Genomic DNA, 11,952 nt, shown 5'->3' with positions numbered 1-11,952 from the left:
CGCCGCGGCGGCCGCGCCCTCCGCGCCGCCGCCCTCCGCGGGCGTCCCGGTCTGCGGCACGGTCCAGCACCACGACGGCACCTCGGTCCCACGGGCGGCCCTGACCCTCATCGACATCGGCGGACGCCAGATCGGGCGCGGTGCCACCGGGGAGGACGGGCGGTACGCGCTGAGCACGCCAGGCGCCGGGTCGTACGTCCTGATCGCGGCGGCCGGCGGCCACCAGCCGCGGGCGGTCAGCGTCACCGTCGGGGACCGGCCGGTCGACCTGGACGTGGTCCTCGGCGGGGCGGGGCGGCTCGCCGGTGCCGTCCTTACGGCGGACGGCACGCCCGTAAGGGAGGCCACCGTCACCCTGACCGATGTGCGCGGCGAGGTCGTCGCGGCCACCCGTAGCGGACGCGAAGGGGGCTATGTGATGGACGAGTTGGTGGCGGGTGAATACACCCTCGCCGCCAGCGCCCCCGCGTTCCGCCCCGCCGCCCTCCCCGTCTCCGTCCAGGCCGCCCGCGAGACCCGGCAGGACATCGAACTGGCCGGTGGCGCGGTCCTGCGCGGGGTCGTCCGGGCCACCGGCGGCCGGGTGGTGGAGGACGCCCGGGTCACGCTGCTGGACGCGGCGGGCAATGTGGTCGACACGGCGACGACGGGCCCGGACGGCGCGTTCCGCTTCATCGACCTGTCGGCGGGCGAGTACACGGTCATCGCGGCCGGCTACCCGCCGGTGGCGACGGTCCTCCAGGTCGCGGGCGGCGGCCGTACCGAGCGCGATCTCCAACTGGGCTACGAGGACTAGTACCGCGAGCACCGTTGCAGTACTAGCCAGCGCCCCGCCGGGAGGCGCGCCGCGGCGCCTCCCGGCGGCAGCTCCTTCGCACCTGCACACACATGACACCTATTCGGGTATTGCCTCCCACGGACGCCCGCAACAGCCGTACCGTGGGTAGCGCTGTCGCAGATCTTGCGTGCGAAGGAGTCTTCCGCCTATGGAGTACGGCACGTCGCGCTGCGACGACGGCCAGGGCGAGCCGCCCGCGGTGCCGGAGCAGCGCAGGGGTGTCCACGGAAGGATGCCGCTCGCGGTCGTCGTCATCGATGCCGAAGGGCGCGTCACCCATTGGAGTTCAGGGGCCCGCAGGCTCTTCGGACCCACGCGCGAACAGGCCGTCGGCTGCCCCGCCGTCGACCTGATGCCGGTCTCGGGGGCGTTACGCGGCGCGGAGGTGCGCACCGACGCGACGGGCCACCCGGAGCTCGACGACTCGCGGCTCGGCGCCATGTACTACCCCACCGCGGGGCGGGCCCGTATGGCGGATCCGGCGCATGGCCGGGCGGACGTCCTGTGGTGGGCGTATCCGCTGGTGGGCCCCGGGCCGGAGCGGCTGCTGGTACTGGCGGCGGACGCGGGCGCAGTGGGCGGGGACGCGCTGGGGCCGGACGAGCGGATCGCCCCCGGTTTCGCACTGCACACCGAGTTCCCCGGCGCCGAGCGGCTGGCCGGCCGGCTGCCGGACATCCTGCCCAACATGGGCCCGGCCACGGCCGGCCGGATCGTCGCCCAGGTGCTGGAACTGGGCTATCCGGTACTGGAGATCAGCCACCATGAGCGCGTCCCGGTGACACCGGACTGGGGGATGCCGCGCTACCGCGAGCGCCGGGCGCGCCAGGAGGCCGTAGGACAGCGCGCGGTCGCGGCGGACGGCGCACCGGACCGGGCGCACGCCTCCGAGCGGTCGCTGGACCCCGATGAGGTGGACCTGGAGTACGCGGCGGTCCGTGAGCGGCTGGAGTTCCTCAACGAGGTCAGCGGCCGCATCGGCACCTCCCTGGACCTCGCGCGCACCATCCGCGAGGTGACCAGCGCCGCCGTCCCGCGCTTCGCGGACTTCGCCGGTACCCATCTGCGCGCCCAGGTCCTGGCGGGCGAGGGATTTCCCGACGGCCCGCCCGACGTCACCACCGTCTGGCACCGCGTCTGGGTCGAGCACAACGACGAACCGGGCCGCTGGGACGACACCGTGCCGGTCGGGGAGAGCATCGCGTTTCCCGAGCACACCCCGTTCTTCCAGTGCATGGTCACCGGCGAGCCGGTGCTGATCCCTTGCATCAGCGACGAGGTGGGCGACCGGATCGCCGGGCAGTTCGAGAAGCGCGACCTCAGACCGCTGATCAACGGCCGGTCGATCCTGATCGTGCCGCTCAAGGCGCGCGATGTGGTGCTGGGCTTCATGGTGCTGCTGCGGCGCCCAGGACGTGAGCCGTTCGACGACATGGACCGCACGACCGGCGCCGAACTGGCTGCCCGCGCGGGGCTCGTCCTCGACAACGCCCGGATGTACACCTACCAGGAGAACGTCGCCGAGACGCTCCAGGACAGCATGCTGCCCCAGGTGACCCCGCGCATGGCGGGCTGCGACACCGCGACCCGCTATCTGCCCGGGACCCGGCTCGGCCGGGTCGGCGGAGACTGGTTCGACACCATCAAGCTGCCCGGGTCGCGCACCGCGCTGGTGGTCGGCGATGTGATGGGACACGGGCTCACCTCGGCGGCGATGATGGGGCAGTTGCGCACCGCCGTACAGACCATGGCCGCGCTCGATCTGCCGCCCGCCCAACTGCTGCGCACCCTCGACGACCTGGCCCAGCGGCTCGGCGAGCACTATCTGGCCACCTGTCTGTACGCCGTCTACGACCCCGTCAGCTCCGAGCTGGTGCTTTCCAACGCGGGCCATATCCCGCCCGTGCTGGTGCGGGCCCAGGACGGCCGCAGCGAGCTGCTGGACCTGCCCACCGGGGCGCCGATCGGCGTGGGCGGGGTGCCCTTCGAGACGGTGACGGTGCGGGTGGAGCCCGGGGACCGGCTGGTGCTGTGCACCGACGGCCTGGTCGAGGTGCGCGGCCAGGACATCGGCGCCGGGATCGCCGCGCTGTGCGAGTCCGCGGCCCATCCGGCGGCGTCCATGGACGACGCGTGCGACACCATCATCCGGGCGCTGGCCGCGGCCTCCCGCGGCAAGGACGGCCGTGACGGCCGTAAGGACGACGTGGCGCTGCTGATGGCCCGGCTGGGCGGCATACCGGCCGAGCAGGTCGCCCAGTGGCGGCTCGCGCTGGACCCCAGCGAGGTCGGGCGGGCCCGCCGGCTCGTCCGCGAGCGGCTGCTGCGGTGGGGGCTGCCGGAGTCCGTGGAGACCGCCGAGCTTCTGGTGAGCGAGGCGGTGACCAACGCGATACGGCATGCCCACACCCACCATGTGCGGCTGCGCCTGGTCCGTGCCGACGCCCTGCTGTGCGAGGTCACCGACGACGACCACGAACTGCCGGCACTGCTGAGCGCGGACCGTGACGACGAGAGCGGGCGCGGGCTGCGGGTGATCAGCGAACTGGCGCGCGAGTGGGGTACGAGCCGTACGGGGCGCGGTAAAACGGTCTGGTTCGAGCAGGCGTTGGCACACCCAGGGGAGCGGCGATGAGCGTCTCGGAGCGCTACCGGCAGGCGTGGGAGAGCTACTGGCAGCAGACCTCGGACGCCCCGGGGGACGCGATCTGGGACGCGGACCCCTCGCTGAGCGCCGCCCCGCATCTGGCGCTGCTGGCGCCGTACGCCGACCCCTCGCTGCCGATCGTCGACCTGGGCTGCGGCAATGGCACCCAGACCCGCTATCTGGCCTCCCGCTTCGGACGGGCGGTGGGCGTCGACCTGTCCCGCGCCGCGGTGGAGCGCGCGCGGGGCGCCGATCCGGCGGGCGCGGCGGAGTACCGGCAGCTCGGCCTGACGGACGCGGCCGGGGTGGCGGAGCTGGCCCGGCGGCTCGGCGACGCCAATGTGTATATGCGTGCCGTCATCCACCAGAGCGACGCCGCCGACCGGCGTCCGGTCGCGGAGGCGGTGACCACGCTGCTGGGGCGGCGCGGGCGGGGGTTCGTGGTGGAGCTGACGGCGGAGTCCAAGGCCGTGCTGGCGGAGCTGGCGGCGAGCCCGGGCGGTCCGCCGCTGAAGCTGCGCCGGGTCTTCGACCACGGGCTGCGGCCGGCCGACGCGGCGGACAAGGAGGTGCCGGAGGTGCTGGCGGAGGCCGGGCTGGAGATCCTCGCCGAGGGCCCGACGGCGCTGGCCCAGACGGAGCAGTGGCCGGACGGCTCACGGGTCGAACTGCCGGCCCGCTGGTTCGTGGTCTCGCGGGTGTAGGGGCGCGTGCCCGCGGGCGGTCGTGGCGCGTGCCCGCGAGGGATCGGGGCGTGTGCCCGCGGGGGTCGGGGCCCTTGCCCGCGGGCGGTCGGGGCGCGGCGGGCAGATGCCGGACGAGGCGGGCACGGGCCGGGCGGGACAGTGGACTGGACCAGTTATCCACAGGGGTGGTTCGGGTCGGGCGCGACGCGTAACGTGACGAGGCATGAAGATCCTCATCAGCGCCGACATGGAGGGCGCCACCGGCGTCACCTGGCCGGCTGATGTGCTGCCCGGCACCCCCCAGTGGGAGCGCTGCCGCCGTCTGTTCACCTCCGATGTGAGCGCGGCCGTCGCCGGATTCCTCGACGGCGGTGCGGACGAGGTGCTCATCAACGAGGCGCACTGGACCATGCGCAATCTGCTGCTGGAGGAGCTGGACGCTCGCGCGCAGATGCTCACCGGCCGGCACAAGAGCCTGAGCATGGTCGAGGGCGTGCAGCACGGTGATGTGGACGGAGTGGCGTTCGTCGGCTATCACACCGGCGCGGGCACCGAGGGCGTCCTCGCCCACACCTATCTGGCCAACTCGATCACCGGAGTGTGGGTGAACGGCGCGCGGGCGAGCGAAGGCCGGCTCAATGCCCTGGTTGCCGCCGAGTACGGGGTGCCGGTGGTGCTGGTCACCGGGGACGACAAGACCTGCGAGGACGCCGTGGACTATGCGCCGGACGCCCGTTCGGTCGCGGTCAAGGACTATGTCTCGCGCTATGCGGCGGTCTGCCGCACCCCCGCCCGCACGGCCGCGGACATCCGGGCGGCGGCGCGGGAGGCGGCGGTGCTGGCGGTGCGCCACGAGCCCGCCCGCGGCGGGCCGTTCACGGTGGAGCTGGAATTCGACGCCGAGCATCTGGTGGGGGCGGCGAGCGTCGTCCCGGGCGTGGAGCCCGCCGGCGAGCGGCGCGTCGCGTACACCTCACCGACCATGTACGAGGGGATCCGCTGCTTCAAGGCCGTCACGACGGTCGTCTCGGCCGCGGTGGAGGAGCAATATGGCTGACACGGACCGTCCGGAGACCATCGACGCCCAGGCGCTCGACGAGGTGGTGCGGTTCACCTCCGAGCTGATCAGGATCGACACCACCAACCGCGGCGGCGGTGACTGCTCGGAGCGCCCGGCCGCCGAGTATGTGGCGGAGATGCTCGGCGATGTGGAGATCGAGCCCACCTTGCTGGAGCGCTCGCCCGGGCGCACCAATGTCGTGGCCCGGATCGAGGGCACCGATCCGTCCGCGCCCGCGCTGCTGGTCCACGGCCATCTGGACGTGGTGCCCGCCGAGCCCGCCGACTGGACCGTGCACCCCTTCTCCGGGGAGGTGCGCGACGGCGTCGTCTGGGGCCGGGGCGCCATCGACATGAAGAACATGGACGCGATGGTGCTCGCGGTCGTCCGGGCCTGGGCGCGGACGGGCGTGCGGCCGCGCCGGGACATCGTGCTGGCCTTCACCGCCGATGAGGAGGACAGCGCCGCCTGGGGCTCCGGCTTCCTCGCCGAGCGCCACGCCGACCTCTTCGAGGGCTGCACCGAGGGCATCAGCGAGTCCGGAGCCTTCACCTTCCACACCGGGCCCGGGGCGCGGATCTACCCCATCGCGGCGGGCGAGCGCGGCACGGCCTGGCTGAAGCTCACCGCGCACGGCCGCGCCGGACACGGCTCCAAGGTCAACCGGGACAACGCGGTCAGCCGGCTGGCCGCCGCCGTCGCCCGGATCGGCGAGCACCGCTGGCCGGTCCGGCTGACGCCCACGGTCAGGGCCGCGCTCACCGAACTGGCCGCGCTCCAGGGCATCCCGGCCGATGTGGACGCCGCGGACTTCGACGTCGACGCCCTGCTGGCCAAGCTCGGGCCCGCCGCCGCCCTGATCGAGCCGACCGTGCGCAACAGCGCCAACCCCACGGTGCTGGAGGCCGGTTACAAGGTCAATGTGATCCCCGGCAGCGCCACCGCCTATGTGGACGGGCGGATGCTGCCCGGCGGCGAGGACGAATTCCACGCCACCCTGGACCGGCTCACCGGGCCGGACGTGGAGTGGGAGTTCCACCACCGCGAGCGCCCGCTGGAGGCGCCGATCGACACCCCCACCTACCGGGCGATGCGCGCCGCCGTCGAGCACTTCGACCCCGGCGCCCACGCCGTGCCGTACTGCATGTCGGGCGGCACCGACGCCAAGCAGTTCTCCCGGCTCGGCATCGCCGGATACGGCTTCTCGCCGCTGCGCCTGCCCGAGGGCTTCGACTATCAGGCGCTCTACCACGCCGTGGACGAGCGGGTCCCGGTGGAAGCCCTGCACTTCGGCGTCCGGGTGCTCGACCACTTCCTGCGGAGGGCGTGAGGACCGGTGCGAACGGTACAGCAGCAGACGGCCGTCACGGCCCCCTACGGAGCCTGGAGTTCCCCGGTCGACGCCGCGCTCGTCGCCTCGTACGACGGCCATCCGGAGTATGTGGGCACGGTCGGCGAGGAGGTGTGGTGGACCGCGCCGCGCCCCGGTGAGGGCGGCCGCCGCGCCCTGATCCGGCGGCGCACCGACGGCGCGGAGATCCCGGTGCTGGCCCCGCCGTGGAATGTGCGCAGCAAGGTGATGGGGTACGGCGGAATGCCCTGGGCCGCGGTGGACCGCGCGGACGGCGGCCCGCTGGTGGTGTTCGTCCACTTCGCCGACCAGCGGTTGTACCTCCACGAGCCGGATGCCCCGGGCGGGGGCGCGCCGCGCCCGCTGACCCCGCTGTCGGCGGTGGGGGAGGGGCTGCGCTGGGCGGATCCGGTGCTGCGCCCGGAGCGCGGCGAGGTGTGGTGTGTGCTGGAGGAGTTCACCGGCGAGGGGCCGACGGATGTCCGGCGGGTGATCGCCGCCGTACCGCTGGACGGTTCGGCCGCCGAGGACCGCGCGGCGGTGCGCGAGCTGACCGACGACCGGCGTCGCTTCCTCACCGGACCCCGGCTCTCGCCCGATGGCCGGCGGGCCGCCTGGATCGTCTGGGACCACCCCCGGATGCCCTGGGAGGGCACCCAGGTGATGGTGGCCGATGTCGCGGCGGACGGCTCCTTCACCGGCGCCCGGGCGGTGCTGGGCGGGCCTGATGAGTCGGTCGCCCAGATCGAGTGGGCCGAGGACGGCGCGCTGCTCGCGGCCACCGACCGCACCGGCTGGTGGAATCTGCACCGTCTGGAGCCGCCGGCGGAGGCGCCCGGTGCGCGGGAATGGGCCCCGGCCGGTCGGCCGGTGGCGCTGTGCCCCCGCGAGGAGGAGTTCGGCGGGCCGCTGTGGAAGCTGGGCCACCGCTGGTTCGCCCCGCTGGCCGGCGGTCTGATCGCGGTGCTGCACGGCCGGGGCGCGGCGGCCCTCGGCATCCTCGATCCACGGACCGGCGGGACGGCCGATGTGCCGGGCCCCTGGACCGAATGGGAGCCCACGCTGGCCGTGAACGGCACGCGCGTGGTCGGCGTCGCGGCGAGCCCGCACAGCGGCCATGAGGTGATGGAGCTGGATGTCTGCACCGGCCGCTCCCGGGTCATCGGCAACGCCTACACCGACCCCGTGGACCCCGCGTACTACCCCCGGCCCCTGGCCCGCACCTTCACCGGACCGGACGGCCGGGAGATCCACGCCCAGCTCCATCCACCGCACCACCCCGGCCACACCGCACCGGACGGAGAGCTTCCGCCGTATGTGATCTGGGCCCACGGCGGGCCCACCGGCCGCGCCCCGCTCGTGCTCGACCTGGAGATCGCCTATTTCACCTCACGCGGCATCGGCGTCGCCCAGGTCAACTACGGGGGCTCCACGGGCTACGGCCGCGCCTACCGCGAGCGGCTGCGCGAGCAGTGGGGCGTGGTCGATGTCGAGGACTGCGCCGCCGTCGCCGGGGCGCTCGCCGACGAGGGCATCGCCGACCGCGCCCGGCTCGCGATCCGCGGCGGCAGCGCGGGCGGCTGGACGGCGGCGGCCTCCCTCACCACCACGGATCTCTACGCCTGCGCCACCGTCACCTACCCCGTCCTCGACCTGGTCTCCTGGGCCGCCGGCGGCACCCATGACTTCGAGTCGCGCTACACCGAATCGCTGGTCGGCCCGCTCGCCGAGGTGGCGGACCGCTACCGCGAGCGCTCCCCGCTGTACCGGGCCGACCGCATCGGCTCGCCCTTCGTACTGCTCCAGGGGCTGGACGACACCATCTGCCCGCCCGAGCAGTGCGAGCGGTTCCTGGCGGCGGTCTCCGGGCGCGGCATCCCGCATGCGTACCTCACCTTCGAGGGCGAGGGCCATGGCTTCCGCCGCGCCGATACGATGATCCGCGCCCTGGAGGCCGAATTGTCGCTGTACATCCAGACCTTCGGGCTGATCAGATCCGATGTGCCCACCCTGGAGCTGCTGACCTCGGCGGCCCCGAACTCCACTGGAGGAGCGAGTTGACACCCCCAACGGCCCCGCGCATCGTCGGCTCCGAGCCGCTGCCCACCGCCGTCGCCGGTGCCTGGCCGCAGGGCGGCGAGCCCGAGACCTGGCTGCTCAGCGTCTCCCGGTACACCGCGGCCATGGACGCGGGCGCGCCCGGCACGATCCTGGACGCCGAGGAGCGGGAGCGGGCCGCGAAGTTCCTGCGGGCGGCGGACCGCGAGCGCTATACGGCGGCCCATCTGGGACTGCGCGAGCTGCTCGGCGCCTATCTGGGCAGGCCGGCGGCCGACATTCCGTTCACCCGCGAGACCTGCCCCGGCTGCGGCGGTCCGCACGGCCGCCCCGCCGTGTCCGGCACTCCGCTGCACTTCAATATGTCGCACGCCGGTGATCTGGTGCTCTTCGCCTTCGCGGGCTCCCCGGTCGGCGTGGACGTGGAGAAGCTACAGCCCGCCTCGGTGGTCGACCAGGTCGCCGAGAGCCTGCATCCCAAGGAGCGCGCCGAGCTGGACGCGCTGGCGCCGGCCGACCGGTCCGCCGCCTTCGCCCGCTGCTGGACCCGTAAGGAGGCATATCTCAAGGGCCTGGGCACCGGCCTGTCCCGGGACCCGGCGGTCAACTACGTCGGCACCGGGCTCTCCCCCGTCTCCGTCGGCCCATGGGCGATGACCGACATCCCCGTGGACCAGGCCATATCCGGCGGCTCCGGCTATGCGGCGGCCATGGCGTTGCTGTCATCATTGCCGCATGTCTGACGTCCGGTATGTCACCGAGGGAGCCCGGGCGGCCATCCGCCGCATCACCCGCGCGGACGGTGCGGAGTTCGTCAGGCGCGCCCGGGAGAGCATGGAGTTCCACCGCCCCTGGCTCACCCTCCCCACCACCGAGCGGGCCTATGTGCACTACATCGCCCAACTGGAGCGCGAGGACCGCGAGGGCTTCCTCGTCTGCGCCCGGGAAACCGGGGACATGGTCGGCTTCATCAACATCAACAACATTGTGCGCGGCGCCTTCCAATGCGGCTCGATCGGCTACGGGGCCTTTCCGCCCGCCGCCGGACAGGGCTATATGTCCGAGGCGCTGGGGCTCGTGCTGCGCCATGCCTTCGGGCCCCTGGGGCTGCACCGCGTCGAGGTCAATATCCAGCCGGGCAACAAGGCGTCGTTGGGGCTGGTGAAGCGCCATGGCTTCCGGCTGGAAGGGTTTTCCCCAGACTTCCTCCATATCGAGGGCGCGTGGCGCGACCATGAGCGCTGGGCCATGACCAGCGACATGCTCGACCAGCCGACCGGTCCTGGCTGACGGGGCACCATGATCGGTCCGAAGCGGCTCTGTTCAGCGGGCCCCACGACGTTGTTCCATGGTCATCGGACGGTCGCCGCACCGAGGTGACCCAAGGCAGTCGGAGCGAGGCAGCCCGTGGCCACGAGCGTGCGACGTACCACCCTGACCCTTCCCACCGCCCCCCTCGGGCCCGACAACCCCCTGCCCGCGCTGCGCCCCCTCGACGAGGTGCACCGCGTGGACGACCGCGTCCGGGCCACCCTCCCCTCCGATATGGCCCGTCAGGTCGCCCATGCCCCCCTGCGGTCGGTGCTGCCGGTGCGGCTGCGCGACGGCTACGGCCGCGACCGCGCCCCCGCCACGCTCGACGCCATCGTCCTGGAGAACGACCGGCTGCGGGCCACGGTGCTGCCCGGGCTCGGCGGCCGGGTCCACTCGCTGGTCCACAAGCCGACAGGGCGCGAGCTGCTGTACCGCAACCCGGTGCTCCAGCCCGCCGACTTCGCCCTCAACGGCGCCTGGTTCTCCGGCGGGATCGAGTGGAACATCGGCGCCACCGGCCACACCACCCTGTCCTGCGCGCCCCTGCACGCCGCCCGCGTCCCCGCCCCCGACGCCGCCGAGGGGGGCGCGATGGTGCGGCTGTGGGAGTGGGAGCGGCTGCGCGATCTGCCCTTCCAGGTGGATCTGTGGCTGCCCGCCGACTCCGCGTTCCTCTACGTGGGCGTCAGGATCCGCAACCCCCACCACCTCCCCGCCCCCGTCTACTGGTGGTCCAACATCGCCGTCCCCGAGGACGAGCACACCCGCGTCCTGGCCCCCGCCGACGACGCCTGGCACTTCGGCTACGCCCGCGCCCTCAGCCGGGTTCCGGTCCCGGAGTGGGACGGCGCCGACCGCACCTATCCGCTGCGCGGCGCCTACCCCGCCGACTACTTCTACGAGGTGCCCGACGGCGCCCGCCGCTGGATCGCCTCCCTCGACGCCGACGGCAGCGGTCTCGTCCAGACCTCGACCGATCTGCTGCGCGGCCGCAAGCTCTTCGTCTGGGGCGCGGGCCCCGGGGGACGGCGCTGGCAGCAGTGGCTGACCGAGCCCGGCACCGGCGGCTACGCCGAGATCCAGGCCGGGCTCGCCCGCACCCAGCTCGAGCACATCCCGCTGGAGGCGGGCGAGGAGTTCGCCTGGCTGGAGGCGTACGGTCCGCTGACCGCCGACCCGGCCGCCGTCCACAGCACGGACTGGACGGCCGCCCGCCGCGAGACCGAGACCCGGCTGGAGGCGGCGCTGCCACGCGCCGAGGTCGACGCGGCCTACGCCGCGTGGCGCCCGTACGCCGATGCGGAACCGGCGGAGCGCCTCGCGACCGGCTCCGGCTGGGGCGCGCTGGAGGCCGAGCGCGGCGGGTTTCAGTTGCCCGGTATGCCGTTCGACCCGGGCACGCTGGGGGCGGAGCAGGAGCCGTGGCGCCGCCTGCTGCGCACCGGCGCCCTCCCCGACTGGGAGCCGGGCCCCTCCCAGGCCGACCCCGGCGCATCCCTGGTCGCGCCCGCCTGGCGCGACCTCCTCGAAGCGGCCCCCTCGACCGCGGGCGCCGAATACCACCTGGGCGTCGCCCAGTGGCATGCGGGCGACCGCGCACAGGCCGAGCGGAGCTGGGAGCGGTCGCTGCGGTGCGCCGAAACGCCCTGGGCACTGCGCTGTCTGGCCGTCGCCGACACCGCCTCCGGCCATCCGGCGCGCGCGGCGGACCGGCTGCTGCGCGCCGTACAGCTCCTCCTCGCCTCAGGCACCGTCCCGCCGCAGAAGGGGGACCCGGCGCTCGCAGCGGACCAGATGCTGGAAACGGACCAGATGCTGGAAACGGACCCGGTGCTCGCAGCGGACCCGGTGCTCGAAGCGGCGGGAGTGGGGCAAGGGCCCGGCGTAGGAGCGGGAACGGGACAGGGGACGGAGGGGGCCGGAGCGCCGACCGCCGTCTCGCCGGCCGCGCCGCCCGTCGCTGCCGCCGCCGACCCGGTCGCCCTGGAGGCGGCGGAG

9 protein-coding genes are annotated in these 11,952 nt (G+C 73.8%); all 9 read left to right on the top strand.

Annotated features, from left to right (window positions below):
• A partial coding sequence (locus KN815_RS39640) for an MSCRAMM family protein (protein WP_216346649.1) occupies positions 1–796 on the top strand: 796 nt, incomplete at its 5' end.
• A gap of 190 nt (positions 797–986) precedes the next feature.
• Positions 987–3,473: a SpoIIE family protein phosphatase gene (locus tag KN815_RS39635; protein WP_216346648.1), complete on the top strand. Its 2,487-nt coding sequence runs from the start codon at positions 987–989 to the stop codon at positions 3,471–3,473.
• A complete protein-coding gene (locus KN815_RS39630; protein WP_216346647.1) occupies positions 3,470–4,189 on the top strand; it encodes a class I SAM-dependent methyltransferase in 720 nt (239 codons plus the stop codon). The genes KN815_RS39635 and KN815_RS39630 overlap by 4 nt, the downstream gene beginning before the upstream one ends.
• A gap of 205 nt (positions 4,190–4,394) precedes the next feature.
• The gene (locus tag KN815_RS39625; protein ID WP_216346646.1) at positions 4,395–5,228 is read left to right on the top strand and encodes a M55 family metallopeptidase; all 834 of its coding nucleotides are present in this window, start codon (positions 4,395–4,397) and stop codon (positions 5,226–5,228) included.
• A complete protein-coding gene (locus KN815_RS39620) occupies positions 5,221–6,561 on the top strand; it encodes a M20/M25/M40 family metallo-hydrolase (RefSeq protein ID WP_216346645.1) in 1,341 nt (446 codons plus the stop codon). Before KN815_RS39625 ends, KN815_RS39620 begins: the two co-directional genes overlap by 8 nt.
• Before the next feature lie 6 nt (positions 6,562–6,567).
• Positions 6,568–8,643, top strand: a complete 2,076-nt coding sequence (locus KN815_RS39615; RefSeq protein WP_216346644.1) for a S9 family peptidase — start codon at positions 6,568–6,570, stop codon at positions 8,641–8,643.
• Positions 8,640–9,383 (top strand): 4'-phosphopantetheinyl transferase family protein, encoded by a 744-nt coding sequence (locus KN815_RS39610; protein WP_216346643.1) that lies wholly within the window; start codon positions 8,640–8,642, stop codon positions 9,381–9,383. The genes KN815_RS39615 and KN815_RS39610 overlap by 4 nt, the downstream gene beginning before the upstream one ends.
• A complete protein-coding gene (locus KN815_RS39605) occupies positions 9,376–9,930 on the top strand; it encodes a GNAT family N-acetyltransferase (RefSeq protein WP_216346642.1) in 555 nt (184 codons plus the stop codon). The genes KN815_RS39610 and KN815_RS39605 overlap by 8 nt, the downstream gene beginning before the upstream one ends.
• Positions 9,931–10,047: 117 nt before the next feature.
• On the top strand, positions 10,048–11,952 hold a 1,905-nt coding region (locus tag KN815_RS39600; protein ID WP_253209529.1), incomplete at its 3' end, for a DUF5107 domain-containing protein.

The sequence above is a fragment of the Streptomyces niphimycinicus genome, assembly GCF_018883605.1.
Classification (GTDB): domain Bacteria; phylum Actinomycetota; class Actinomycetes; order Streptomycetales; family Streptomycetaceae; genus Streptomyces; species Streptomyces niphimycinicus.
Note: the sequence above shows the minus strand (reverse complement) of the source record. Positions and strands in the feature narration are given on the sequence as shown.

Bases quoted from the DNA above. Each gene is read 5' to 3' on its own strand.
- KN815_RS39625 (WP_216346646.1), top strand. From the start codon at position 4,395: ATGAAGATCCTCATCAGCGCCGACATGGAGGGCGCCACCGGCGTCACC.
- KN815_RS39635 (WP_216346648.1), top strand. From the start codon at position 987: ATGGAGTACGGCACGTCGCGCTGCGACGACGGCCAGGGCGAGCCGCCC.
- KN815_RS39605 (WP_216346642.1), top strand. From the start codon at position 9,376: ATGTCTGACGTCCGGTATGTCACCGAGGGAGCCCGGGCGGCCATCCGC.
- KN815_RS39620 (WP_216346645.1), top strand. From the start codon at position 5,221: ATGGCTGACACGGACCGTCCGGAGACCATCGACGCCCAGGCGCTCGAC.
- KN815_RS39630 (WP_216346647.1), top strand. From the start codon at position 3,470: ATGAGCGTCTCGGAGCGCTACCGGCAGGCGTGGGAGAGCTACTGGCAG.